This window comes from Chryseobacterium capnotolerans, assembly GCF_021278965.1.
GTDB lineage: Bacteria > Bacteroidota > Bacteroidia > Flavobacteriales > Weeksellaceae > Chryseobacterium > Chryseobacterium capnotolerans.
Window position 1 is genome coordinate 2055285 of the sequence record NZ_CP065589.1, and the last position, 24783, is coordinate 2080067.

Annotated in this window: 28 protein-coding genes; 3 read left to right on the plus strand and 25 right to left on the minus strand. The window is 34.7% G+C overall.

Annotation, left to right across the window (positions count from 1 at the left end):
• Positions 1-25 precede the first annotated feature (25 nt).
• The 23 genes from H5J24_RS09780 to H5J24_RS09890 form a co-directional block, all read right to left on the minus strand.
• Positions 26-1171: a hypothetical protein gene (locus tag H5J24_RS09780; RefSeq protein WP_096788302.1), complete on the minus strand. Its 1146-nt coding sequence runs from the start codon at positions 1169-1171 to the stop codon at positions 26-28.
• A gap of 65 nt (positions 1172-1236) precedes the next feature.
• Positions 1237-2304 carry a glycosyltransferase family 4 protein gene (locus H5J24_RS09785; RefSeq protein ID WP_167386998.1) on the minus strand — a complete coding sequence of 356 codons (1068 nt, stop codon included), beginning with the start codon at positions 2302-2304 and terminating at the stop codon, positions 1237-1239.
• Positions 2305-2308: 4 nt separating this feature from the next.
• Complete coding sequence (locus H5J24_RS09790; protein WP_068943335.1) at positions 2309-3520, minus strand: DUF1972 domain-containing protein; 1212 nt, start codon at positions 3518-3520, stop codon at positions 2309-2311.
• Positions 3521-3630: 110 nt separating this feature from the next.
• The gene (locus H5J24_RS09795; protein WP_068943334.1) at positions 3631-4707 is read right to left on the minus strand and encodes a glycosyltransferase family 4 protein; all 1077 of its coding nucleotides are present in this window, start codon (positions 4705-4707) and stop codon (positions 3631-3633) included.
• The gene (locus tag H5J24_RS09800; protein ID WP_232816256.1) at positions 4704-5399 is read right to left on the minus strand and encodes a glycosyltransferase family 4 protein; all 696 of its coding nucleotides are present in this window, start codon (positions 5397-5399) and stop codon (positions 4704-4706) included. Before H5J24_RS09800 ends, H5J24_RS09795 begins: the two co-directional genes overlap by 4 nt.
• 8 nt (positions 5400-5407) lie before the next feature.
• Positions 5408-5932: a hypothetical protein gene (locus H5J24_RS09805; protein WP_232816257.1), complete on the minus strand. Its 525-nt coding sequence runs from the start codon at positions 5930-5932 to the stop codon at positions 5408-5410.
• Positions 5883-6623 carry an acyltransferase gene (locus tag H5J24_RS09810; protein WP_068943332.1) on the minus strand — a complete coding sequence of 247 codons (741 nt, stop codon included), beginning with the start codon at positions 6621-6623 and terminating at the stop codon, positions 5883-5885. Before H5J24_RS09810 ends, H5J24_RS09805 begins: the two co-directional genes overlap by 50 nt.
• Positions 6620-8968 carry a nucleoside/nucleotide kinase family protein gene (locus H5J24_RS09815; RefSeq protein ID WP_068943331.1) on the minus strand — a complete coding sequence of 783 codons (2349 nt, stop codon included), beginning with the start codon at positions 8966-8968 and terminating at the stop codon, positions 6620-6622. The genes H5J24_RS09810 and H5J24_RS09815 overlap by 4 nt, the downstream gene beginning before the upstream one ends.
• Before the next feature lie 121 nt (positions 8969-9089).
• Positions 9090-9281, minus strand: a complete 192-nt coding sequence (locus H5J24_RS09820) for a hypothetical protein (protein ID WP_232816258.1) — start codon at positions 9279-9281, stop codon at positions 9090-9092.
• Complete coding sequence (locus tag H5J24_RS09825; protein WP_232816259.1) at positions 9281-10393, minus strand: O-antigen ligase family protein; 1113 nt, start codon at positions 10391-10393, stop codon at positions 9281-9283. The genes H5J24_RS09820 and H5J24_RS09825 overlap by 1 nt, the downstream gene beginning before the upstream one ends.
• The gene (locus H5J24_RS09830; RefSeq protein ID WP_232816260.1) at positions 10380-10520 is read right to left on the minus strand and encodes a hypothetical protein; all 141 of its coding nucleotides are present in this window, start codon (positions 10518-10520) and stop codon (positions 10380-10382) included. The genes H5J24_RS09825 and H5J24_RS09830 overlap by 14 nt, the downstream gene beginning before the upstream one ends.
• Positions 10521-10528: 8 nt before the next feature.
• A complete protein-coding gene (locus tag H5J24_RS09835) occupies positions 10529-11056 on the minus strand; it encodes a glycosyltransferase family 4 protein (RefSeq protein ID WP_346729993.1) in 528 nt (175 codons plus the stop codon).
• Positions 10957-11496 (minus strand): glycosyltransferase family 4 protein, encoded by a 540-nt coding sequence (locus tag H5J24_RS09840; RefSeq protein ID WP_232816262.1) that lies wholly within the window; start codon positions 11494-11496, stop codon positions 10957-10959. The genes H5J24_RS09835 and H5J24_RS09840 overlap by 100 nt, the downstream gene beginning before the upstream one ends.
• On the minus strand, positions 11487-12734 hold the full coding sequence (locus tag H5J24_RS09845) for a lipopolysaccharide biosynthesis protein (protein WP_068943328.1): 1248 nt from the start codon (positions 12732-12734) through the stop codon (positions 11487-11489). The genes H5J24_RS09840 and H5J24_RS09845 overlap by 10 nt, the downstream gene beginning before the upstream one ends.
• A complete protein-coding gene (locus H5J24_RS09850; protein ID WP_068943327.1) occupies positions 12731-14875 on the minus strand; it encodes a GumC family protein in 2145 nt (714 codons plus the stop codon). Before H5J24_RS09850 ends, H5J24_RS09845 begins: the two co-directional genes overlap by 4 nt.
• 11 nt (positions 14876-14886) lie before the next feature.
• Positions 14887-15621, minus strand: a complete 735-nt coding sequence (locus H5J24_RS09855) for a polysaccharide biosynthesis/export family protein (RefSeq protein ID WP_232816263.1) — start codon at positions 15619-15621, stop codon at positions 14887-14889.
• A gap of 11 nt (positions 15622-15632) precedes the next feature.
• A complete protein-coding gene (locus tag H5J24_RS09860) occupies positions 15633-16070 on the minus strand; it encodes a response regulator (protein WP_068943325.1) in 438 nt (145 codons plus the stop codon).
• A 192-nt stretch (positions 16071-16262) separates the two neighbouring features.
• Positions 16263-16982 carry a response regulator gene (locus tag H5J24_RS09865; RefSeq protein ID WP_232816264.1) on the minus strand — a complete coding sequence of 240 codons (720 nt, stop codon included), beginning with the start codon at positions 16980-16982 and terminating at the stop codon, positions 16263-16265.
• 11 nt (positions 16983-16993) lie between these two features.
• Positions 16994-18991: a PAS domain S-box protein gene (locus H5J24_RS09870; RefSeq protein ID WP_346729994.1), complete on the minus strand. Its 1998-nt coding sequence runs from the start codon at positions 18989-18991 to the stop codon at positions 16994-16996.
• Positions 18961-19461 carry a GAF domain-containing protein gene (locus H5J24_RS09875; protein ID WP_232816266.1) on the minus strand — a complete coding sequence of 167 codons (501 nt, stop codon included), beginning with the start codon at positions 19459-19461 and terminating at the stop codon, positions 18961-18963. The genes H5J24_RS09870 and H5J24_RS09875 overlap by 31 nt, the downstream gene beginning before the upstream one ends.
• Positions 19461-19730: a hypothetical protein gene (locus H5J24_RS09880; protein ID WP_232816267.1), complete on the minus strand. Its 270-nt coding sequence runs from the start codon at positions 19728-19730 to the stop codon at positions 19461-19463. The genes H5J24_RS09875 and H5J24_RS09880 overlap by 1 nt, the downstream gene beginning before the upstream one ends.
• Positions 19731-19772: 42 nt before the next feature.
• Positions 19773-20207 (minus strand): AAA-type ATPase lid domain-containing protein, encoded by a 435-nt coding sequence (locus H5J24_RS09885; RefSeq protein WP_488153962.1) that lies wholly within the window; start codon positions 20205-20207, stop codon positions 19773-19775.
• Positions 20189-21118, minus strand: coding sequence for a sigma-54-dependent transcriptional regulator (locus H5J24_RS09890; RefSeq protein ID WP_232816269.1), 930 nt, complete (start codon positions 21116-21118; stop codon positions 20189-20191). Before H5J24_RS09890 ends, H5J24_RS09885 begins: the two co-directional genes overlap by 19 nt.
• A gap of 527 nt (positions 21119-21645) precedes the next feature.
• Here H5J24_RS09890 and H5J24_RS09895 point away from each other — a divergent pair.
• Positions 21646-22734, plus strand: coding sequence for an alpha/beta fold hydrolase (locus tag H5J24_RS09895; protein WP_068943322.1), 1089 nt, complete (start codon positions 21646-21648; stop codon positions 22732-22734).
• 8 nt (positions 22735-22742) lie between these two features.
• Here H5J24_RS09895 and H5J24_RS09900 read toward each other — a convergent pair whose 3' ends face one another.
• Positions 22743-23246, minus strand: a complete 504-nt coding sequence (locus H5J24_RS09900; protein ID WP_068943321.1) for a GNAT family N-acetyltransferase — start codon at positions 23244-23246, stop codon at positions 22743-22745.
• Here H5J24_RS09900 and H5J24_RS09905 point away from each other — a divergent pair.
• A complete protein-coding gene (locus tag H5J24_RS09905; protein WP_167386997.1) occupies positions 23231-23383 on the plus strand; it encodes a hypothetical protein in 153 nt (50 codons plus the stop codon). The two genes, H5J24_RS09900 and H5J24_RS09905, sit on opposite strands and share 16 nt — an antisense overlap.
• Before the next feature lie 16 nt (positions 23384-23399).
• Positions 23400-23903 (plus strand): hypothetical protein, encoded by a 504-nt coding sequence (locus H5J24_RS09910; protein WP_068943320.1) that lies wholly within the window; start codon positions 23400-23402, stop codon positions 23901-23903.
• A gap of 367 nt (positions 23904-24270) precedes the next feature.
• Here H5J24_RS09910 and H5J24_RS09915 read toward each other — a convergent pair whose 3' ends face one another.
• Positions 24271-24498: a hypothetical protein gene (locus tag H5J24_RS09915; RefSeq protein ID WP_068943319.1), complete on the minus strand. Its 228-nt coding sequence runs from the start codon at positions 24496-24498 to the stop codon at positions 24271-24273.
• Positions 24499-24783 lie beyond the last annotated feature (285 nt).

The window sequence follows — 24783 nt, forward strand, 5'->3', positions numbered from 1 at the left end:
AGGTGCTTGCGGAAGTATCTGTTATTTAATCTTTTGCCTGTGAAACCCTTGTGATATTATCAATAATGATGTCCATTGCTGTATCTGATTTGATTTTAATAGTATATCCATTAGTAAAGGAAGAGGAATCTGCTACAGTAGTGAGATAGAAAACAAGATTTCCTGTAGTAACTCCGTTAGGAGCAACAGCCGTCTGATCTATTGAAAATGTATTATTCATATTAGACATATTAACCGTTACAAATGCTACCGAACCATTATTTTTGTTTTCATATTTGGCAATGATTCTCCAGGTGTGAACCTGTCCTGCTACTGAATTATCAAGAAATCTACCATTACTTTGGTCATATATATTGGCTACGGTTGGAGAAACAATGTTCTCTGGCCAGCTTGTGGCTGGTGTTGGTGAGAAATCTGTTACAATATTAACGGGAGTCTGATAGATGATATTCTGATAATTGTTTAAAGAAACTCCTCCTGATGATCTAAAGGCAAATGAAGGTTTTATTCCTGCTCCACTGTTCATTTTTACAACCCCTTCATTGGCTGTTGTAAGCGTTTGTGAGGAGATCATTGTACTCCATTGGGTTCCGTTATAATAACGTAATGTTTTATTGGAAGAGTCGTATATAATCATGCCTGCTACAGGATTGGTTATATTGGCTGGCGGATTGGCATTTCTGGGTAGTATGAGTGTTGAATTTGCAGAATTGATATCAACAATTCCTTGTGGAGCATTGGTTCCGATTCCAACTTTTCCATCCGAATCTATTCTTACTCTTTCATTATCATTGGTTTTTAAAATGAAAGGCTGTGCGTTGGTACTTCCTATAAAGTCTGTAGCAGAAAGATTATTACCAGTTGTTTTCCAACTGCTAGATAGTATTGAGTTTAAAGTGAGGGCATCAATTACTTTAGTCCATGAAGTACCATTACTCAGATAGATGCCTGGTGTTACATCATTGGCCGTGGCAGTATTATAAAGAAACATTCCTTCACTGTATACATTGGCTGTGGTGGAGGTAAGTGCTACTTTGTTCAAAAGCAACCCTTTATTGGAAGACCCTAAGGTAAGATCAGAGTTCAGATCAGGAGTTGTTGTACCTATCCCTACTTGAGCTGATGAAAGTGCAGCATACATAATGCTGATAAGTAAGCTAATTTTTTTCATGATCGTATTTTTAATGGTTAATGAGAGATTAGAATGTCAATTTCATTCAGGTTGGGAGACCTGGGTTAAAATGAAGTTTCCATTTCTTTTATTTTGTGTTTCCAGATGTTAAAAGTTCTTATCATATGCAGAATCTTATAATAGGATAAAACCGCAGTAATACAAATGACGAAAACTAAATTGATATTAAAGGAAACTAATAAATAAGCTGTAACCAGAAGACTGAGATGGATTAAAAGAATAGAAAATCCAATTTTTTTAGGGGTTAATCCAATTTCTGTCATATAGTGATGAAGATGAGTTCTGTCAGCCGTAAAAGGTGATATTCTTTTGATCATTCTTCCGATACAGACCCGTATAAAGTCAAAAACGGGAAGCATAAAAACAAATAGAAAATACAGAAGTTGTGTTTTCTGCTCTTTCTCAAAATCGTATCTGAGACAGTAAATTCCAAGACTGACAAGGAGAAATCCAAGGAACAAACTTCCGGAATCTCCCAGAAATATTTTCTGATGTTCAGAAAAATTATATTTAAGAAAACTGATAAGGCAGCCGATAAGGATGATGCTCATTTTAGCCAGCATTATATGGTGACTGTAAAGGCTGCTGAGTAGTAAGAAAGTAAAGCCTGATAATGCTATGATTCCGGCAAGCCCGTCTACTCCATCCATTAAGTTAAATGAATTCACAGCTCCGGTAATTAAAAGTACAGTAATCACATACTGCCCATAAACCGGAAGTTCATATATTCCTAAAAAACCAAATAATGAAGTGATTCTGATGCCGTACAGAGCCATTACGAAGCTTATACAAAGCTGGATAAACAATTTGTGTTGTGCTTTTACATCTTTCTTATCATCAATAGCTCCCAGAATAAATAAGATAACTGCTCCAGTCATTATAATAAATATTTCTTTATTGAATACAGCCTGCATGATACAACCTGTAAGGATAGAAATGCATACAATAACAATTCCTCCAATTAAAGGGATAGGATTACGATGTACCTTTCTGTAATTAGGATAATCAACCAGATGTAACTTAACAGAAAGTTTAGATACCAAAGGAGTTACAATAACAGACAATACATATGCCAGTACTCCGCCTATAAAAAATTCTAAAATGGTTCTCATAGCTTTAGTATTTTGATTGGAAAATCTGATTGTTTTTAAGATGAACTGCTTCATATTCTGACAGAACCTTTTCTTTAAGTGCAGATGCCTGGGAAAATATCCCTTGTTTGGTATTTACCTCACAGGATTCCCGAATCAGGTTTCTGTACCTGCCTGCAATCTTTTTCCAGATGTATTTTCTTTCAGCAATTTTTCGGAGCGCCAAGGAACAGGTATTCAATTCTGAAGAAGTTGTAGTAAGAAGTAAAGAAGTAAGGGTCTCTGTATCACGGAAATAAAATGCGGCATTTTCTGTCGTGACTCTATTATATGATACATCAAACGCAAAAACAGGCAGTTTCAGATACATTGCTTCTACTAATGAAGGGTTTGTTCCTCCGGCAGAATGGCCATGAATATACATTTCGGCATTGCTTCTTATGAGATCAATTTCTCTTTGTTGATAAACAGGATCCAGAATACAGATATTAGGGGAATCTTTATACTGAGCCTTGAGGTTTCTTCCGTATTCGCTGTTTTGCCAGTTTCCTATAATCACAAGAGTTTTGTGCTGAACGGTATGAAACACTTCCAATATTTTGTGAACATTATTTTCGGGTTCTATTCGGCAAACTTTTACCGCATATGGGCTTGTAAGAAAAGGATATTTATAGAGGTCTTCGGGGGTTATGGTTCCATCCGGGGTGGCATGATCAGCACCATATTCGATAATCCTGCTCAGTGTTCCATATCGTAATGCTGTGTAATCCTGTATGGCTTCGTTATCTGAAATATCAATATGAGAAAATTTGACAGCAATTTTTTCAGCCCACCAGAGATACAGTTTTGCAGGGAGGCTCCATTTTTCTCTTTTCCATTCAATTCCATCAATAGAAATGATAATTTTTCTGTTGGTAAAAAGTCTTACAAAAGGGAGGATCCATGATCCAGCAACTCCCAATATAATTAAAACTTTACTAAAAAATAGTGCATGGATAATACTGAGCGTATCATAAGGGATACTTTGTATTCCATTGGCATTTAGAGGAATGTATTTCAGTTTTGCTCTTTTATAAAGAGGCTTTCTTTCTTCTTTTTTATATCGTTTTGAAGAGCAATATACCGTAAAATCAAACTGATCCGATAATTCTTCTACAAGATGTTCAGTTAAGGTTTCAAAACCTCCATAATTGGCAGGAAGTCCTACTGTTCCGATAATGGCTATTTTTGTTTTCATTTTTTTACTTTTTTAAAGATAAATCCACAGGTGTGCCTTTGTTTTTAATCATTGATATTCAATTGTTTATGTGATTTTATTTACTTTATTATTTCCAGATTATGGAATTATTAATGGAATTTGGAAAATATCTTAAGGGATTGTTTTTCAAAGTTGTCGATAGAAAAAAGCTTACTTTTTTGCTGAGCATACAGACTGAATTGTTGGTAAAGGTTGGGATTATTAAGTAATAATTTCAGTTTCTGTGAGATCACAGTAATTTCCTTAGAATTGATACAGAAACCGTTTTTACCATCATCTATTAATTCGGTTACACCTCCTATCGGTGGAACAATGGCAGGCAGACCATAAGCCATACCTTCCAGAATGGTAAGCCCAAATGTTTCTACCCAAAGTTTTGTATCAGAAAGATTCAGGATCACATCCGCTTCTTTATAAAACCGATGTGTGTCTTGCTGGGTAGGATAAATATATAGGTTTTCAGGAAGCTGTTTTTTTTCAAAATAGGAATGAATATCATACACTGACGCATTCAGGACAAGCTTAAAGGTAAATTCAGGATTTTGCTCTGATAGTGTCACAAACTCATCTACTCCCTTGTATTTTTTTAAAGAACATAACATCAAAACTATTTTACGCTCATTGGCTTGCAGGTTTTTGGGAACTGCCTTCTCAATAAAGTCTTCTTCCAGAACATTATAAATAATTTCTGATTTTTTACAGATTGGTTCTTGTAAAGCAAGAAATTGAGATACATATTTTACTTCAGAAGCCGTTACAGAGGCTATTCCAAATAAGAATTTTTTCAATATTTGAGGTTTTACGGAAGTTTCATGCACATGGTAGACTATCCGGCAGCCTTTTAATTTTGCAATAACCGCAGCACCAAAAGGCAATACAGTATTGATATACACAATATCCTGCTTTTTCAGAAAAAATAATAACCGGATGGCTAATGCAAACTGACTGATGATAAAAAATAAAAGTCTGATTATTGGATATCCGGAAAAACGGTATTCATATCCATGATAATGTATACCTGAAATATCGGAAAGAAAACCTTTATTTTTTCCACCGATAAAAAGATGGGTTTCTTTTCCGTTCTTTGTCCATATTTTCAACAGCTGCATAAGTACTTTTGGACTTCCGCTGTAATCGTTTAATAAGTGTACGGCTATTATTCTCATGGCTCAAAGTTTTGATAAATAGTATTCAGATAATCACCTCTCTTATCCCATGAAAACTTTTCTTCATAATATTTTCTGGCTTCTCTACTCATTTTTTCTGTCAGAGAAGGATCAAGAAATAGTTTTAATAAATTATGGCAGAGGCTATCTACAGTTGTATTGTAAGAATTTTCACTGACCGTAAATCCGAATTTTGAATGAATATATTCGCCAGGACCTACATTGTTCAGTGCTATTACAGGAAGTCCAAATGATAAAGCTTCTGCAACTACCATTCCTGCTCCTTCATGAGAGGGAAATAGAAAAGCAGAGGATTCTTTATAGGTATTCATAAGTTCTTTTCGGTCAATCCATTCTATAATTTGCACATAGGGTTCAATGTGATGCTTTGAGATCAATTGTTGATAAAGTTTTTTTTCCGGACCGGTTCCCACAAGTGTTAATCTGCAGGAAGCACGGTTTTTCTCAGGGATATGTTTTAAAAAATCAGCAAATGCATTGATCGTGAGATCAAAGCCCTTTAATGGAACAAATCTTCCCACACTAAGAATCTGAAAACTCTTTTTAGGTTTGAAACCTTCGAAAAAATCTTCTGTAGCTACGGAGGGATAAATAGAATAATGTGATTTGTTTAATGGCAGAGACTCTGAGACACTGGAATTCATGCACCAGATATGGTTTGCATTTTTCACAGAATTTTTCAGGGCCGGCGAAAACTTCCAGGAGATCTTTTAACAAGCCATTTTAGCCTGTCATTCAGAAGAGTTCTGAAACTATAAAATCTGAGATATTGTCTAGGAATTTTAGGATGATGCCCTACAGGACCCCAAACAAGAGGTTTATGAAGTTTCCACAAAAATGTGGGAGTCCAGTCGTTATGGAAATTGAGATTATGGACAATATCAAAATCAAGTTGTTTACTTTTAATAAAACCAATTATATTTCTCTGCCACAGGTAAAAATAAACCATAGCTCCTCTGCTGCCTTTTTTCCAGAATCTTGCCCAATAAGGAAGATCAAAATAAAGAAACTGTATATTTTCAAAAATTTCATCAGGATTTTCCTTCATGTATTTTTCAATGGAAGAACGGTTGTTTTCTCTGGTAATGGCAATTACTTTTCGGAACTTTGCAATCTGACATACAAAATTCCATCCCATAGCATCTTCCGATCCTTTATACGGATTTACGGCATAGCAGGTTGCTAAAATGGTTGTTGTTTTCATGGCCGTCTCTTGTTTTAATAATTTTTGCAGGAACACCTCCTATGACAGAATTTTCAGGAAAGCTTCTGTTGACTACACTTCCGGCAGCAATGATGCAGCCATTGCCGATTTCAACACCATCCAGAATGGTCACTTTACTGCCAATCCAACAGTTTTTTCCTATTCTTATCCCTTTTCTGTTTACACCCTGAAGCCTTATGGGAGAAGTGAGATCTTCATAATTATGATTTTCAGGATGGCAGCTCAGGTACTGACCTGTTATGCAGTCATCTCCTATTTCCAGTCCTCCGGCTCCTCCTAAGTAGGCATATTCACCAATACCTACATTATTCCCGATCTTTATCCCTTTTCCCATATGATTGAATGAGGTAGAAATGATAATTCTACTGAATGCTCCGATGGATACATTGTTACCTAAATGAACGCCGTCTCTGCCCATTGCAGAAATATAAACGTTGTCTCCCAACCGGAGAAACCGGCCCCAGGTTATTCTTGAAAGGCAGAAAAAATGAACCTGCCTTCCGAGTAACAATCCTTTGCTTTTTTTTAATGCGAAGAGTACTTTCATTCCCCGTAAAAAGCTCATCCCCTGAATCAGAATAAACTGCAGAATCATACGGGAACTTAGATCTTTATCAAAAGAGAAAGAGGGATTTCTCTTTTGTAAAATTTGTAAAATAAACTTTTTCATTGTGTAGTTAGAATCATGTGTGTTAATGTCTGGAGTGTGGTAGGAAGATCGCTGTTCTTCAATGAGGTGTAGATGTTCTTTCTTTTTCTTTCTGCCAATCCTTCAAATAAGTTTTTGTATTCTTGAGTGAGGAATTCTATGGTATCCTTTGAAAGTTCTTTTTTTCTTTGCAGAATGACCTGAGAGTCTTCATATAGGAAAACATTATAATCGGGTTTCAGAAGGAAAAAATAGCCTGTTCTGAAAAGCTTTTCGGGAAGAATGATATTGCTTCTTTTGCCATCAACAATAAAGTCAAAATAATATCGATCATAGATCACCACATACCCTCTCAGAATATATTTAAAATATATAATGAATTGTCCCAGAAGATAATCTGTATAATAATATCCAAATCTGAATAATGAAGACAGAAAGCTTCTGTTTTTTCCTTGTCTGGGTAAAGATTCTATAACTTCTTTATGTGCTTTTTCTTTTCCTTTTGTCCATACACTGAGAATGGGTAAAAAAGAGGGGCGATGACGCAATATTACCGAGGGCTTTCTCAATTTTTTCTCGATAATTAAGGATAAATCGGAGATGACCGTAGATTTCCCGGCACCATCTACCCCGCTTAGTGTAATAATAAATCCTTTTCCGGAAAACAGATCCATAAAATAGTGGATAGTGTTGAGGAAATAACTTAATCCTTTATTGGACTTTTCTTTTTTTAAAGCTTTTATTATTACTTTTTCATCATTGTATAAAGGGCCAAACAATACTTTGTCTACATTATTTTCTGACGTTTGATTGAAGTTGATATTTATAATAGAATTGTGTTTTTTAGGGACGTCAGATTTGTTTAGTTTATAAAACAGGAGGATGTATTTGGCAGTGTCTTCTTCTGAAACGTTCTTGATTCCGAAGTTGTTGATATAGCTGTTTGAAATGAGCTTTTTAGCATCAAGTATCTGAATGTTTTTCCATTTTAGCTGGTGGATACAGTCAATAGACAGAATTTCATAATCTTTGGTAATAATTTTTATATGGGTTAAGAATGATTTTTTTTCCAGAATAATTTTATGAGTATATATATGATGGCTGAAGTAGGAATAGAGATCCTGTGCTACAGATTTACTGCAGATAAGATCGATATCCGAATATTCAGGAAGTTTTTCAGGAGATCGATCAGGAAATTTCAATGCAGCATACTCTTCATGATTAATTCTACTGAAAAGGTCTAAAATGATGAGCTTTCTGTGGCTGTATTGGTCTTCCAGAAATGTATTCAGAGATTCGTTCCATACGGAGAGCAGCCAGTATACCTGTTGATGCCATTTTTCCTGTTCCGAATAGATATTGATATGTTGCAGGATGTTGATGAGAAGGTATAATTTTAAATATTTATGAAGGGTTTCTATTTCAAAATTGAATACAGAGTTGTTTTTGATCATTATTTCTCTGTAGATTTCTTTCCAGCATTTCTTTCCAATCAGAATATTATTTTGAATGATAAAATGGAAATAATCAAAGCCTTGCGAGCGATTAAAAGCAGCCAGCTCCCAGTCATAAATTCCAAGTTTTTCATTTCCGATATTGGTATTCCATGCTGTAAAATCACCGTGTGAGAATCTTAGGCTGATTTCTTCCTGTTCAGGTAAAGAATTTAAAATATCTTTGATTTTTTGGAAAAAATTCGGAGGAAACCTTTTATCCTGAGTTTCATAAAACTGCTTTTTCAAATCCTTAAGCAGCTTCCACTCTCCTATTTTTATTTTCCCTGAAAAAAAGGAATCCAGTTCTTTAAGAGCTTTCATATGCAATACTCCCAAAGCTGCAGTCTGATTTTGTTTTTTACAGATATCACTGGTCCTTAAGACTCTATCATTTAAAAGACTGGCCATAGGAATCTCGTAAAACTTTCCTGCCGGTAATGTCTTTAATATCTCCCATTCCTGCTGAATAAGCTGACGGGATGTTTCTGAATTCGCTATTTTATAAAAATATTTTTGATAGTATAAAATAAGCTTATTATTAGGTCCGGCTGTCCCTGTAAAAAGAGCCCATTCTTCCTGAAGGTTACAAATGGGAGCAATGATAGGATCGTCATAATACAGCTTTGCTTTTTTGAACAGAATATGCTGTAATTTCATAAAGAAAACTAGTCTGATTAATGCTGCTGTTAATAATGAAGAGAAAGAAGATGTGGAGTAAAATTTCAGGAATACAGGATTTACATTTTTAGCATTCCAAATCCATCGCAATGTTCCATCTGTATTTTTGATAGACAATACGGTTATTTTTTTTTGGTATTCATCTGGATGTAGAGAAACCTGATATCCTAAATTTTTAAATACGTTTTCCATGATAATAAGTTGTCTGTACCAAAGTATAAGATAAAATTGAACCTAATTTTCAATATGTTGATTTTCAGTATTTTAATTGCGTTTTACTTGTGGTTTTATTCCAGATTATGGAATAAGAATTTTATTTCTGGAATAAATCCGGCCGTTTTCTGTAGAGTTTTATCCTTTGAAATGAGGTAAGATATTTCCTGTTTTCAAATGCTATAGAGAAAATAATGATTTGAAAGAACAGAATTCCATAATTACTTTCCCCAAAAATTCCAAATTCTGTAAAAGAATTGATAAGAACAGGGATAAGAATTCCGATCAGCATCAGTTTTTGTTTTTTTTTTGTGCAATAATAGCCTTTATGGTAAAGAATACCTGGCCAATAACAATCATAAGACCTACAAAACCTAGATTCATTAATACCTGCATAAAAGTATTGTGAGTCATTTTTCCCGGATAAGTGTGGGTGCTTTTAAAGAATTCTCCATAATCAATTCTCATAAAACCAAATCCGAATAATGGTTCTCTGGGTAATCCCTCAGTGATGAGAGCTTTCCAGAAAGGAAGTCTTCCGGTAAGGCTCATAATTTCCTCAAGTCTGTCTTTGTCTCCACCTTTTAAAATAACCTGATAGACCGCAAATGGAGCTACTGCCAGCACTGCCATAATAATGATGGCTTTGAGACCTTTTCTTTTAGTCTGATTGATATGAAAAAATATAATAATTAGTACACCTATTAACGAAGAACGGGAGCCGGTCATAAACAGAGCATAAAAAATGACAGCAATTTTTATGATGATCCAAAGCTTATTTTTTTTCCTGTACAAATCAAAGATCAGACATGCAATACCCACTCCTGCCAGCATTCCCAATTCGTTAGGATTCATAATGATTCCTCCTAGACGTGCTTCTTCACCACCGTTGGTAAGTCTGAAAAAAGTTTCGGGATCCACCCACATTCCCACAACAAATACTGTTTGTAAAATAAATACAACATTTCCCAGAAGGTTATACAGCCGGATAGGATGCCCTTCAAAATAAATATCCAGTGTTGTAAGGCTTTTGATAAAAAAATAAGCGAAGACAAAGCTTTGAAAAACCATCAGCCATTGCAGTGCACTAAATCCCGGATTGGTACTCCATGCAAAGGAAGCTAATCCCAATATAAGATAACCGAGATAAAAAACGGGAGAGAATATATTTTTATATCCAAGACTGGATGCTGCACCGTATCTGATAATGCGGTAGTAAATGAAAACCGATGAAAACATAACTCCCATTCTTCCTACTACTTTTATGATTCTGGTAATGATAATATTTTCGCTCCAGGTAAAGAATCCGGCAATCATCAGCAGAAGAATGATAAAAAGAAATAGGTTGGTGTTTTTTAGAAACTTCTGATGTCTGTTCTCTGTAGAAAGGTTAGATGTTTTCATAGAGTTCCGTATTTAATCGGTTTAAAATGATGTCCCAGTCAAATTCATACTTTACCATTTTAATGGCCTGACTTTCCATTTCGTGGAAGAGTTGTTTATCAAGCCATGTTTTATAGATCTGATGCATGGCGAGGGTTAGTTTTTGGGGGTCATTTGAGAAAAGACAATTCCGGCATTATATTTTTCAACTTGTTCGCCAATATTGGTATTGGTACTCACAATACAGGGTTTTCCGAAGCTGGCTGCTTCCAGTACGGCAGCAGGAAGTCCTTCGTTGCGGGAGGGATGGAGGAAAATATCCATCTGCTGAAGAATTTCATTTTTTTCTGCACCAAATTTGGGACCTAATAGTTGTATTTTATTCTGTAGCTTTTTAGTTCTGATGGTCTTTTCAAGCTGTTTGGCCTGGTTACTGCTGCCAGCTATCCAGAGTTCTGAATCGGGAACTTCTTTCTGAAAATTATCAAAAGCGTCGATCATCAGATCGAGTCCTTTAGTATAAATATCTAATCTTCCTAAAAAACCGAATGTTATTCTTGCATTATCATCTTTTTTGCGGGAATTTATGTTTTCAGGATCAAAACCGTAAGGAATGAGTACCGTTTTGTTATTTTCATACATATTCTGGAGTCCATAAGTTTCTGAGTTTCCAATACAGTGAATTCTGCCTGCATTTTCAAGAAGTTTTTTTTCAAAAAAATGGAAGTATATTTTTTCAGATAATGGCTTTTTTGCATGGCAATTGTGTTGTAGGCACCATGAGCTGTGATGAGAAACTTTCTCTTGTTGCCGGATAGAAAATTCCCTAATGAGGAATACAACGGAAGCCAGCCCCCATGAAGATGAAAGATAGTTTGGCTGTTTTTCTTCAGAATTTCTATTTTTAATTGCTCATTAAGGTGAAAAGGATTCATGCTTTTTTTGAAGAGTAATGTTTCAAAATTTCTTTCAGGATAATTTCTTTCCAAGGTGTCTGTAATACCCCATACGGATACTTTTATACCTGCAGCAGCCTGTTTGGAGGCAAGCTGATATACTACTTTATTCACTCCGTTCATTCGTTCAGGGTTAGCCTTTCCCAATATGATGTGTATTATTTCCATAATGAAGAATTGTTTTTACGAAGTTGTAGTTTCCAATACAGGATGAGGATGATCTGACTCATCATAAGTCCTGTAATAGCACCGTATAATGCGGTATATTTTAAAAGAAAATGAAATATAGTCAGAATAAATACCGTTGAAAAAATATAGCCGTAGAAGAATATTTTATTGAGTTCCGTTACTCTCACAGCAATCCGTACCGGATATCCCCAAAAGATCAGCAGATAAAGCAGAGACATTAGCTTAATTACATATCCGAAATGCTGGTATTGAGTACCCCCAAAAAGAATCATGATTTCCTCTGAAAAAATAAATATTAAAAGAAGAACAGGTCCTAAAATGAAAAAGCCATAACGTTTGATTGAGAATAAAAATTCTTTGGCTTCATTTGTATCTTTATGATAAAGACGGGCTGTTTTGGGAAGGAAAAAATTTTCCACAGTCTGTAGGATAACATTAAAAATACCAAAGAAAGACTGTGCCAGTCTTAAGGCGGCTAAAGCCTCTAACCCCAGATATAAACCTGAAATCAGTACAAGGAAATTTCCCGAAAACCATTGGAGTAAAGCTGAATACAAAAACCATTTTCCATTGCTTTTATAGTATTGCAGGTAGGGCTTATCCGAAATAGGAAATACTGCATTTTTTAAGAAGTACAAAATCCCTGGAAGTGAAGATAATAGATTACCCACTCCAATAATTAATAATACCTTTCCCAATGTGAGTGATGTACATATAATAAGAGGAAATACACATAAAAAGAGAAGATCAATACAAAGTACGGCAGGCAGTTCCTGTATAGCCAGCAATGATTTTCTAAAAAAATCCTGAATAAAATAACCAAGAATAAAAATAGCCGCTTCTCCATAATGTACTGCTAGGAATTCTAAATTTTCCATAGATAGCGAAGGTTTTGGAGGAAATTTTAAGAAAAGATAAATCAGGCTCAGCAGAATAATAAGAAACAATAAAAATCCGGCTGATACTTTACTGATAAAACCTAATGATTCACAGTGCGGGCTTTTGGATACCATGATTTGGTAAGGTTGTATGATGAGTGCGTTCCCTATATTCAGAATAAAATAAGATCCTATTAAAACATAAGAGTATATTCCAAATTCCTGTATACTCAGAGTTCTGGCCAGAAGAAAAGTGAGCAGGAAATTGCTTCCGCTATACAGGGCCTGATCTGTAAAGACCATGACACTGGATTTTCTTATGTTGACTAATGATTTCATTTGTTTTTCAATGAAGTGATACACTTTATCAGATATTTTATGATACTTGGGGTGTAGCCTGCTTTATTCAGTACAAACCATAGCTTTGGAAATTGATATTCTTCATTGAGTATCTCAACTTCCAATATTCTTTTTTCCGCAGTTTTTCTGCTATCCAGAATAAAAAGATTTTGATTGGCCAGGCTCATCAAAAGAAGAGCGAGTGTGTTTTTTTTAACTGCAACATTATTGATGATACATAATTCGTATCCTTGAGATGCTTCATGAATGAAGTGTTCAAGCTGTTTTCTGGGCTGAAAAAGAATTTCATTTCCGGAAAGATCAATGATATTATCAGACTGATAAGGAAAGTTTCCTGCAATATCAATAAGAATCACTTTTCGGTGTTGCTTTTCAAGAGCTTTCATCGTGTTTTCGATGAGAAAAAGGTGATCTTTTTCTTTATCATAGGAAGTCACAGTAATGGTATTATGATCTTTAAGAATACCTTTAAGCTCCATTTCAGTAATATTTTGCAAAAGGCGTGAAATATTTTCGCTTTCATTCTTGATGTAAGGGGTGGTAAATGCTATAGGAATGTTGCTGTTTTTTTCTATGGTATACACATCATTTACCTTTGCTTTTGCATAATGTACCAAATAAATAGCTGCAATGGATGTAATCATACCTATAATAGCTGCTACAATAATGATGATAGACCGTACAGGTGATACAGGACTTTTAGGAATTTCTCCGGGAGTAATTACTTTGTGGAAGGAAATTTTTGCAGATTTTGCTATTTCCGCATCAATGCGTTTCTCATTCAGGAAATTATAATTCTTTTCGTAGAGATTAAACTCCCTGTTCAATACATTGAGGATTCTTTCTTTCTCAGGCAGTCCTACAAAAGCCTGTTCTGCAACTCCGATATCTTTGTTGATATCTCTATATTTGATCTGTAAATTTTTAGCGGTATTTTTGATGCTTTCGGTCTGATAATCTGTAAGATCTTTCAGTTTGGCATCAATTATTTTTACTTTTTCATGTTCTGGAGTATAGGTAAGCAGTAATTCTTTTTTCTCAGCCTGTAAATTTTTCATATTCTTTACCATTTCTGTAGAAAGTAAGTCGTTGAATGCTTCAAAGTTTGGGGCCAGTTCAAGATAATTACTTTTCCCCTGAGAGATGTAATTGTTGAGATAATTAGCGGCATCCAGATTCATTTTTATATTGCTTTGTTGAATTTTCAGCTGGGAAATTTTTCTGAGATCTGTTTCTGTTTCCTGAGGAATATTAATGATATTGTTGTGATCTCTGTAATTCTGAATCTGGTTTTCTGTACTGGTAAGCTTAGCCCTTGCCTCTTTAATTTCATTTTTAAGGAAAACCGTGGTAGTATCTGCTGCTTTATATTTACTCTCGATATAATCCTGAATGTAGGTTTCAGCAAGGGTATTAACAAATAATTCTGCTTTTTCAGGTACATTACTTTTAAAATTGATTCTGATAACCGGTACATCTTTATCTACAGAAACAATGTCCAGATTTTTATTGGTTTTCTCCAGAAGTTTTTCATGACTTAGAAATTCAAATTCATATTCATCAATCATCTTGAGTCCCGGTTTAGAAAGAATGAAGTTTTTATTAAGAGTAATGAGTAATTTCCCTCCTGAAATAGTAATAGGTTCACCAAAATTTCCTTCTACAGCAGTTTCTTTTCCAGGAAGAGTAAGTTGAAATCTGTTATGTGAAAGAATTTTCAGGGAGAATTTTTTATCATAATTTTTATCTGAACTGAAGGTACCTTCTACAAAAAAGGGAGTGTTTTTGAACAATTCTGCTGAATGCAGATCTCCTTTTCTGTAAATCTCTGTGGAAAACGGAAGTTTTGAAAGTGTTTTCTCAATAAGTGATGAGGATTTGAGAACTTCAATTTCTGTATTGATTTTATTGGCAGACGCAAAAACGTCGAAATCTTTAAATAAATTGGCGCTTGGAACTCCTTCCTGAGTATCTGCAAGTTTAAGCATGGCTGTACTCTCATAAATAGGAGTAACATATCCAAGATATTTTTTCGCTGCCAATATAGACAGTACTATAGCCAGAATAATAAAGGGAAGCCCTCTATACAGTGGTCTTATAAATCTAATGTTCTCGTTCATTTTTTTAGTTTTTAAAGAAGTCCTATCAGAAGTGTAGCGGCTGTAGCAAAAGGAATAATCGTAGAAATACGTTTATCAAAGTCTTTACTTTTCTTAGAAGGTACAATCACAAAGTCTCCGGGATGAAGCTGGGTATTCTGATAACTGAAGTCTCCGGGAGTGGTCATATCTATATTGGTAACTCTTACATTTTCTCCTTCCTGGCGGAGAATCTTTACCGATTTCAGATTGGCATAAGATTCAAATCCGCCTGATTCAGATATAATTTCCATCAGGGTGTTCTGATCTTTATCTACATGTATTACGGCAGGGCTTTTAACCTCCCCCAGCACTGTAATTTCTTTGTTCACAACCTTTATATCAACAATAGGAGTTACCAGCCATCTTTTTAGTTTATCCTTTATTTCCTCTTTCAGCTCAGGGATTGTTTTTCCTACAACATAAGTGGTTCCTAATCTTGGTAATTCTATATTTCCGTTTTTATCTACCAGAAGCCATTTTCCATATACCTCATTGGAGTTATAAATGCCATATACAGAGCCTACACTCAGGTCGTCCTGACCCCAGACAGAAAGCGTAATTTTATCATCTTTTCTGATCTGATACTGGTAAGTATCCTGATACTTAAAGTCTGCTTTATTTTCAGTAGGTTTCTTTTCTTCAAAAAGGTTTTGTGTCTTGCATGAAGAAAGCAATAAGAGCAGGAAAAGTAAAATAACCGGGTGGATGTTGATTCTGGTTTTCATAGTTTATTTTTTTAAAAAAACATAGAAAAGAGACGGAAGATGCCATTGTTTCTGTTGCCTTTATCAATTTCTTCCTGTATCTTTAGAATTCTGTTGATTGTACTCTGCATTTTCTGACATACAGTGTTATCTTTGACCAGATAATCAAAAGCTCCGTATTTCAAAGCGTCTACTGCAATATTGATTTCCTTTTGTCCGGAAACCATAATGACATAAATATTAGGATTATATCTTTTAATTTTTTTAAGGGTTTCAAAACCGTTCATGTCATCCATACTATGATCCAGAAAGATGATATCAGGCTTAAGATCAAGACTATTCAGACATTCGTCTCCCGTACCGAAGTAGAGAATGTCAGTATAATTAAGGTTTTTGAGATACTGCTCATAAGCATTTGCACAGAACAGATCATCGTCTACAATAAAGAATTTTAATTGATTAGGATTCATTGTGTATATTTTTTAAAAATAAAATCATATACAATGCCTTGGTTTAATTATTTGATTGTCAATTACTTGTGCTTTTGTCATTTCCATTTTATGGAAAATAAGCTGATTTTTGGAAAAAAATATGGAGAATAAAATCAACAAAAAAGCCTCATGTTTTCATTACACGAGGCTTCTGTTTTGGGGAATAATCTATTATTCATTTGCTTTTAAGAGCTTTATTACTTCATAAAGAGTTTTTTCTATTGTGTCAGAAAGGTGTTGTATTTCTAAAAGTAATTCTGAGGTTTGCTCCTCCTCTTTTGCTTTTATTTCGAGTGTTCTGATATCTTCAACGATGGAATGAATGCCCATAGCTTCTACACCAGGTCTTATTTTATGCATCAATTTAGCCATTTCATGATAATTTTGCGATTGAAAGCAGGTACGCATCTGTACAATGGCACTTTCGGTCTGACTAATGAATATGGAAATCATTTTTTTTACAAATTCCTCGTCACCTCTGCTTAACGTACGAATGCCACCAAGATCATAAAGATGAGAATCTGAAGTTTCCGTAGTTTTATTTTTATAGCCCGATGCTTTTGAAAGCTTAGTATACTTATAAAGCACTTCCAGGAGTATTTCTTCCGAAAACGGTTTGGTAACATAGTCATTCATGCCTGCTGATTTACATTTTTCAATTTCTGTTTTGAACGCATTGGCTGTAAGGGCAATAATGGGTGTGGTTAAGAGGTATTTTTTTCTAAGGATTTGAGTAGTTTCTATTCCATCAAGTTCCGGCATCTGAATATCCATCAGAATAATATCAAACTTTTCTTTCTTTAAGATCTGTATTGCCTGCTTACCGTTTTCAGCTTCCGTTACATTACATTCAAAATTCTGAAGTGTATTTTGGGCTACTACCCTGTTCATCTCATTATCTTCTACGAGCAGAACTTTAATCCCGGCAACAGAAGTGGCAGGGTAATTTTCTTTTTATCAGTATTTTGCTCAAGAAACCCTTTATAGAGAGATAAAGTAATTTGTATGACCGTACCTTTATTTTTTTCACTTTCAATGTTAATCTTGCCATGCATTAGCTTTACCAATTCCTGGGTAATAGCCATTCCAAGACCGGTTCCACCAAATCTTCTTGCAATACTTTCATCTTCCTGATAGAATTTTTTGAAAATTTTGTCGGCAAAGCCTTTGCTCATCCCAATTCCGGTGTCAGAAACCATCAAACTGATTTTCTGAGTAGACGGGTGATCTTCCAATACCCTGCATTCTACTTTGATTTCACCTTTCTGGGTAAACTTTAACGAGTTCCCGACCAGGTTGAAAAGGATTTGTTCTATTCTTAACGGATCTCCTTTGAAAGCAGAAGCCATATCCGGTGAATATTGTGAATAGAGTTTTAATTTTTTTTGTTTTGCTTTAGGACTGAGTATATTAATAATATTGTTAATAGAGTCTTTTAAAGAAAAATCTTTCACCTCGAGGGACATTTCACCTGATTCAATTTTAGAAATATCCAGGATATTATTAATAATTGATAGAAGGTGTCTAGAAGCCTGGGTACTGTTTTCTACCAGGACAGCCTGAGATGAAGATAACTTTTGCCTTTCCAGTTCACGTAAAAATCCGATAATGGCATTAAGTGGCGTTCTGATTTCATGGCTCATCGTAGCAAGAAATACTTCCTTGGCTTTTGAGGCTTCCTGAGCCTTATCTTTTTGCTTTTGGAGGTCTTCTTCAAGCCTTTTCTGATCTGTAATGTCCAGGTGTATTCCTATGGAACCTATAAGATTGCCTTTATCATCATAATTGGGAGCTCCGCTTATTGCCCACCATCTCAGTTCTCCAGCCTTATTTTTTACGGGCACCTGGTATACACTGGAAACTCCGCTTCTTCGCAGCTGGATTTGTTTTTTTACCAATTCTACATCCTTTTCATGATGTATAAAAAGATCAGCAGGGTTTCTGCCCAGAATTTCCTCTACTTCATAACCGGAAACATTACAGAAGCTCTGATTGGCATATTGTATAACCTCATTCATATCTACTTCAAGAAGTCCCAGATTCATATTGGCAATCATATTCCGGTATTTCTGTTCCTGTAGTTTCATAGTATGCTCTATTCTTTTTCTTTCTGAAATATCCTGAATAAAAGAACAATAAAACTCTTGTTCTTGTTGTTGGAATGAAATGATGGATATTTCCATAGGAAATTCTTCGCCGGATTTTCTGATAGCCGGAAGCTGAATTTGTCTGTTAAGAACCGAGTTTTTTTCGTCTGCTACATAGTTTTTATAGCTCTCTACTTTTTTTTGTGGAATAATGGTTTCAAAGATATTTCTGCCTATGACTTCATTTTTCTGCCAGCCAAATATGGTTTCTGCGCTTTTATTCCAGAATATAATTTCACCAACAGAGTTTATGGTGATAATGGCATTAATGGCTGAATCCATAATCAGCTGGCTTCTTTGTTCACTCTGCTGTAAAAGGCCTTGGTTGGTTATTTTTTCTGTAACATCTCCAAATTTCCAGATATGACCATCCTGTTTATTTCTAGTCTCAAAATTAAAATGATCAATTTCTAAAAACCTTCTGTCCCATGTTTCAGCAAGTCTTCCCATGACCTTCTGATCTTGGCTTTCTCCAATTATTTTTTCTAAAAGATCATCTTCTTTGAAGTGGTCATTTATTTTTATTTCAGACAGTTTTTTGCCTATAATTTCTGAAGGGATTCTATTGGTTTTAAAAATTTCACAGAAAAGCTCATTGGTGAAAAGAATACGTCCCTGAGGATCTTCCATCAATATTCCATACTGAAGATTAGAAATAAAGGTTTTGAGAAGCTCCAGAGTCTGGGTAAGGTTGCTTTTAATTATAAACCTTTCCTGAGCATTTACCAGAACTTTTGAAAAAGAGTAAGTAATTCTGTTTCGGTATCACTGAAATGATGAAGTTTTCTTACCCAGTCAAAACCAATAAATCCTGTACATGATTCTTTTGACATCATGGGGATTACCATAAGGCTTTTGATATCCTGTGAAGAAAGAAGTTCTTTAAGGTTTCCATCATTTAAATTCTTTACACTGGGTATTGTAATGCTTTTCCCTGCCTTATTGGCTTCTACCCATTCCGGAATTGCTTCAAGAGGTACATTCTGCAGATCATCCATCTGGGGTATAGTTCCGGAAGAACAGTATTCATAGGTATTGGAACATGTTCCTGCTTCAAAATTATAACTGAATATATAAGCTCTGTCAGCTTTTACAAAGTCTGCCATTTCTTTGAGCGACCTGTTCATGGCAGTATCTATCATTTCGAAAGAAATATTGATATAATCTGATGAAATCTCCATCAACAGCTTTTTCAGTTTATTCTGCTCAGTCAGCGCTGCCATTATTTCTTTTTTGTCTGTATCTGGCGGGAAATATAATCGATAAGCTGAAAACTGTTACGTAAAGTAATAGCTTTGATCTCCTTGTCTAAATGTTCTGTTTCCTTATAAATATATTCAATAGAGTCCTGCGGGATATCTTTTTTAGCCTTATCGAAAGATTGATAAGATAGATTAACAGCCTGAATAAACCGAGTAAGATCCGGATCTGAAAGATGATCTTGTGTAAGAAACTTTTTTATTTGACTTTCAAGTAATTGATGAAATTCCATGATGTCTTTTGGGGATTGGTTATACTGTTAGAAAATCATGATCTATTTGTTCTGTAAAAGATTATAAATAGTTGATTTGCCAATATCTAAAACCTGTGCAGTTTTCATAACATCATTATTATTTTTCTTAAGGTGATAAAGAATAATCTCTGTAGTAAATTGTTTAAGTGTTTTTTCTGCAGAAATGAAAAGGTCTTCTTTATTTCCTATGGGGTTAAAATGAATGTCTTCCGGTTGTATTTCATTGTCATCTGCCATTACACAAGCCAGATCAATAACAGATTTAAGCTCGCGGACATTCCCGGGAAACGGATATTTTGTAAGCTTGTTCATTGCTTCGCTACTAAGTGCAAAGGGATTCATTCCGTTTTCTTTAGCAAATAATTTGATGAAATGTCTGGCCAGAATAATAACATCCTGATCTCTGTCACGGAGAGGAGGTAATTCTATAGGTAAGCCTACGATTCTATAGTACAGATCCTCACGAAAGTTTCCTTTTTTACTTCTTCTGCAAGGTTTTTATGGGTGGCAATAATAAGCCTGGCATCGAATTTTATTTTCTGTGTTCCGCCTATTCTTGTAACTTCTCTTTCCTGTAAAGCTCTTAGTAATTTGCTTTGGAGATTGATGTCCAATTCTGCAATTTCATCGAGGAAAATAGTCCCTCCATCTGCCTGTTCAAATTTTCCGGAACTTTTGGATAAAGCTCCTGTAAAAGCTCCTTTTTCATGTCCAAAAAATTCACTCTCAATAAGTTCCTTCGGAATTGCGGCCATATTGATGGCAACAAAGGGTTTATTTTTACGGTCAGAATTATAATGAATGGTTTTGGCCACTACTTCTTTTCCAGTACCGGTTTCACCTGTAATAGATACATTGATATTGGTTTTTACAGCTTTACTGATCTTTTTGAAAACCTCCTTTATGGCATCACTTTGGCCTATAATGTTTTTTTCAAAAGAATATTTTTTTTCAAGTTCTTCTTTCAGTTCCTCTACTTCTTTTTTCAGAGAAATCGTTTCTTTCACCTTGAGGATGCTGTTCCATAACATTTCTTTGGTGTGTTCATTTTTCACGATATAATCATGGGCACCTGATTTTAGAAAATTGATTGCCGTCTCAATATCGTCCTGGCCGCTAATAATAATGATTGGGACAGAGGGCTGTGCTTCCTTGAGTTTTTTAAACAGAACATCTCCTTTCATATCAGGCAGGCCAAAATCAATACAGATAATATCCGGATTGAGATATAAGCCGGACAAACAATCTTTTGCTGTATCAAATGCAATGATTTCATGATCAGGATTAAGGGAGAGATGATATTTTAACATTTCACTAAAAAACATATCATCTTCCACAATGAATATTTTTGTGTAATTTGGTTTCATAAGTAATTATTAAAACAAATTTATCAAATAATATGTCATTTTTTAGCTATAGATAGTATTTTGTTTTAAAAAATACATTTTATTATTCCTGGTAGTGATTTTGATCATTTTTAGTATTTTGATTTTTAGATGATTGGTTTTGTTTTTTAATTCTCCGTATGGAGATTTTATGAAAATGGTCAAATATTTTGAAAAGGTTCTAATCTTTGAAATATTTTCTGTTACTGAAAGAACGATATAGGCTACAAGCGCCTTTTCAGATAAAGATATCTAAGCCTTTCTGGTTTCTTCTGTTGTTACTGATATATTAATACTGTTTGTTCGGTTAGTGTAAAGATTGATATTTTAAAATTAACTGGAAATGAATAGATTATAATAAAAGTAAAAGATGAAAACGAACAGCTTTTAATATTTAAGTTTAATGATAGACCATTGTAACTTTTTTGTGTATATGTTTGACATATTGTATATTAAAGTGAATATTACTTGAATATAAATGATTTAAAAATAAAAAATATAACACGATTATGAGATATCCAATTATATCAGTTCTTACTTTATTATTTTCATTTATAGTGTTTGGACAAGGTCAAAAACCCGGTAATGAATACCATGAAGCCCGGGAAATTATCAAAGATCTGGATTCTATAGTTGCTCCTAATGGAATTCAGGAAAGGTATAAAGCAACTATTGGTGGTGCTAAACAATGGGTATATGTTCGCGGGCAGAATAAAGAAAATCCTGTGATTTTATTTGTACATGGCGGTCCGGCCTCTCCTATTGCTCCGGTGATGTGGATGTTTCAGAGGCCTATCGAAGAATATTTTACAATGGTAAACTATGACCAGAGAGCATCCGGTAAAACCTATAATGCCAATGATACATTAAGTTTAAAGAATACCATTAATATCAATCAATATGTAGATGATGCCATAGAAATAGCTGAATTGATTAAGGAAAAATATAAAAAGAAAAAAGTCCTTCTTATAGGGCATAGCTGGGGAACAATAATCTCTATGAAAGCTGCATTGAAGAGGCCGGACCTGTTCTATGCTTATGTTGGAATCGGGCAGATTATCAATACCAGGGATAATGAACGGTTAAGTGTTGATTTTGCAGTAAAAGAAGCTACCCGTCTGAAAAATGATGTTGCTTTAAAGGAGTTAGCTTCCATAGCACCTTATCCGGGAAATACTCCGATTACCCGGCAGAGAATCATTATTGCGAGGAAGTGGCCTCAATATTATGGTGGCTTGACGGCTTACAGAAACAATTCCAGATATTTCTTTCAGGCTCCCCTGCTGTCGCCGGAATATTCGTATGATGATGCTGAAGCTATTGGAAAAGGAAGTTTATTTACTCTTTCAAAAGTACTTTCCGAGTTTTTGGATACAGATTTTAAAAATGTGAAAACATTCCCGATTCCGGTTTTTATGTTCATGGGAAGACATGATTATACCACCCCATCAGCACCTACTGATGAATGGCTTAAAAACGTAAAAGCTCCTTTTAAAAAGGGAATATGGTTTGAAAACTCAGCCCATTTAATTCCTTTTGAAGAACCGGGAAAAATGCTGGTTACTTTACTGAATGATGTTCAACCGGTCTGTAAATAGCAGAATGATTATACTTCCAGTTGGAAAAGCCCCATGGTAGCGTTGTGATAATGATCCGGACGGCCTTCCGTATCGGTCATTTTCTTATCTCCAAGATAGGTAAATCCACATTTTACGTAGTAATCTGTTAATCTTTGATTTCCTGCTGTAGTATCCATTCTAACATATTGTTTGTTGTGCTGTGGAGCAAATTGTTTGGTCCATTCTACAATCTGTTCAACAAATTTCTGTCCTCGGAAATTGGGATTGGTAGCAATTCTGTGTATATAGATGGCAGGATCTTCATTTTTTTCTGCCCAAACCTGATGGTCATCGAAGGTAATACTCCAGACGCAGGCCACCTGCTCATCTACTGTAATTTTAAAATGACGACCTTCACGGATTTCAGTTTCAATCATATTTCGATCAAATTCCGGCCATTGTATACCAGACACGGTTTTCTTAAAATCAGAAGCCATTTTGTATAAACCAAGGACTGCCTCCATATCCTGTAAAGATGTATTCACTATCATTATTCCCGTTATGGGACGAAGTTACGAAAAATGCATGGCAATCTTTCCTTATTGTTATTCAGAATGGGTATAAATACCGTTGGATTGCTCAGGTAACGTTGGGAAACGTAAATAAAAATACTATTTTTATCGGCTAAAAAGAAAAGACCAAGTATGCCGACTGATGCTTCTCATAAGCTGATTCCGATGACTACCTTCGTGCTTGAATATTATGCCCACGAAGGATATGCCGATCTTCAAACTTTGAGTTTGATGAATAATTATGCTAATTTTTTAAAACGATCCCTTACTTTGGGAATGTTTGTTCCTGTAGATCCCAACGGAAATGTATTAAAGGAACCGAAAAATTATACTTCATGGAAATCATTGGAGCATAACGACAGTGATGACGAAAGAACAGATATGGCAGGTTTTGAAGAATATGGTGAATATCAGAAAGCAGAACGTAAGTGTATGTTTGAAGGTTTCAGAGTAGACTATAACGGATATTCAAAAGTAAGAATTGTAGCTTCTTACGATACTTCCATAGAATTATCATTCAATAAAAATGATCTGATTCCTACAGGTTTCAATGATGTGGAGTCTTTGACTGTTTTTGACGATATCTTTTTAACTTCAAGCGCGTTGAAGCTGATCGGGATAAAGGATAGAAAATAACCTATCTATTACTTAAAACATCAATATACAAATCCGGTTATTCTTATCCAGGTTTTGGTTTTTCACCATTTTTTACATAAAAAGCTATGTGTCCTTTAGTTTGTAAACTTAATTTCTTTTTACAAACTAAAGGATACATAGATGAATGTCTTAGTTTATAAAACCTTTGCGGCAAATTCAAAATACATAAGATCTTTTTTTAAACGCAAAGATTATTTTTATTGTAGCTGAATTTTAAGTGAGCAAAGAGGTAATCGATTTTCAATCGATAGGATGAAGCGGATGTATTATTGTACCCATTTATTCAATGGAAATTGATACAAAAACCTTTATCAATACTGGATAAAGGTTTTGTATTTAAATAATTTTATCTTACACATTCTCCGGAATGGCATTGATATCCTAATGGGCACAATCCATTGATACAAGGTCCTGCAATATCCGGATAACATTTTTCATCCGCTCTGCAATGGGAATTGGGTGGACATAAACCAATAAGATTTCCAATACAGATTCCCACAGGAAGAGGTAAATTAATCTCAATACCAATCTCTCCGGCAATATTCTTTAACGTATTTCTGTTTAATTTTTTCATGGTCTTTGTTTTAAAAAGTTATTGTTTTAATTTGGATCAAACATGTTATTCAATGTATGAACAGATCAAAGATAACTATCCTTTTATGAAGACCATACAGTAGTTTTACTTAATCTTACAGAAAGTGTTAAAGGTTTTGACGCTTTCACCTATGATATATTAAGAATAAAATCAATAGGCAAAAATAAAATTATCTAAAGTAAATAACACGGATTAAAAACCCTGTTATCGGGGATATATTTTACTTATAGTATTTAATACTTTTGTTTTATAATATAGCAATTA

Bases quoted from the DNA above. Each gene is read 5' to 3' on its own strand.
- H5J24_RS09795 (WP_068943334.1), bottom strand. From the start codon at position 4,707: ATGAGAATAATAGCCGTACACTTATTAAACGATTACAGCGGAAGTCCA.
- H5J24_RS09915 (WP_068943319.1), bottom strand. From the start codon at position 24,498: ATGAAAAAATTAAACAGAAATACGTTAAAGAATATTGCCGGAGAGATT.
- H5J24_RS09860 (WP_068943325.1), bottom strand. From the start codon at position 16,070: ATGAATCCTAATCAATTAAAATTCTTTATTGTAGACGATGATCTGTTC.
- H5J24_RS09805 (WP_232816257.1), bottom strand. From the start codon at position 5,932: ATGAAAACAACAACCATTTTAGCAACCTGCTATGCCGTAAATCCGTAT.
- H5J24_RS09840 (WP_232816262.1), bottom strand. From the start codon at position 11,496: ATGGAAATAATACACATCATATTGGGAAAGGCTAACCCTGAACGAATG.
- H5J24_RS09865 (WP_232816264.1), bottom strand. From the start codon at position 16,982: ATGAACAGGGTAGTAGCCCAAAATACACTTCAGAATTTTGAATGTAAT.
- H5J24_RS09910 (WP_068943320.1), top strand. From the start codon at position 23,400: ATGCCGACTGATGCTTCTCATAAGCTGATTCCGATGACTACCTTCGTG.
- H5J24_RS09825 (WP_232816259.1), bottom strand. From the start codon at position 10,393: ATGAAAACATCTAACCTTTCTACAGAGAACAGACATCAGAAGTTTCTA.
- H5J24_RS09820 (WP_232816258.1), bottom strand. From the start codon at position 9,281: ATGCTGATCGGAATTCTTATCCCTGTTCTTATCAATTCTTTTACAGAA.
- H5J24_RS09895 (WP_068943322.1), top strand. From the start codon at position 21,646: ATGAGATATCCAATTATATCAGTTCTTACTTTATTATTTTCATTTATA.
- H5J24_RS09830 (WP_232816260.1), bottom strand. From the start codon at position 10,520: ATGCATCAGATCTATAAAACATGGCTTGATAAACAACTCTTCCACGAA.
- H5J24_RS09780 (WP_096788302.1), bottom strand. From the start codon at position 1,171: ATGAAAAAAATTAGCTTACTTATCAGCATTATGTATGCTGCACTTTCA.
- H5J24_RS09815 (WP_068943331.1), bottom strand. From the start codon at position 8,968: ATGGAAAACGTATTTAAAAATTTAGGATATCAGGTTTCTCTACATCCA.
- H5J24_RS09855 (WP_232816263.1), bottom strand. From the start codon at position 15,621: ATGAAAACCAGAATCAACATCCACCCGGTTATTTTACTTTTCCTGCTC.
- H5J24_RS09890 (WP_232816269.1), bottom strand. From the start codon at position 21,118: ATGAAACCAAATTACACAAAAATATTCATTGTGGAAGATGATATGTTT.
- H5J24_RS09850 (WP_068943327.1), bottom strand. From the start codon at position 14,875: ATGAACGAGAACATTAGATTTATAAGACCACTGTATAGAGGGCTTCCC.
- H5J24_RS09845 (WP_068943328.1), bottom strand. From the start codon at position 12,734: ATGAAATCATTAGTCAACATAAGAAAATCCAGTGTCATGGTCTTTACA.
- H5J24_RS09905 (WP_167386997.1), top strand. From the start codon at position 23,231: ATGTATTCACTATCATTATTCCCGTTATGGGACGAAGTTACGAAAAAT.
- H5J24_RS09875 (WP_232816266.1), bottom strand. From the start codon at position 19,461: ATGGCAGCGCTGACTGAGCAGAATAAACTGAAAAAGCTGTTGATGGAG.
- H5J24_RS09900 (WP_068943321.1), bottom strand. From the start codon at position 23,246: ATGATAGTGAATACATCTTTACAGGATATGGAGGCAGTCCTTGGTTTA.
- H5J24_RS09785 (WP_167386998.1), bottom strand. From the start codon at position 2,304: ATGAGAACCATTTTAGAATTTTTTATAGGCGGAGTACTGGCATATGTA.
- H5J24_RS09790 (WP_068943335.1), bottom strand. From the start codon at position 3,520: ATGAAAACAAAAATAGCCATTATCGGAACAGTAGGACTTCCTGCCAAT.
- H5J24_RS09810 (WP_068943332.1), bottom strand. From the start codon at position 6,623: ATGAAAAAGTTTATTTTACAAATTTTACAAAAGAGAAATCCCTCTTTC.
- H5J24_RS09880 (WP_232816267.1), bottom strand. From the start codon at position 19,730: ATGGAATTTCATCAATTACTTGAAAGTCAAATAAAAAAGTTTCTTACA.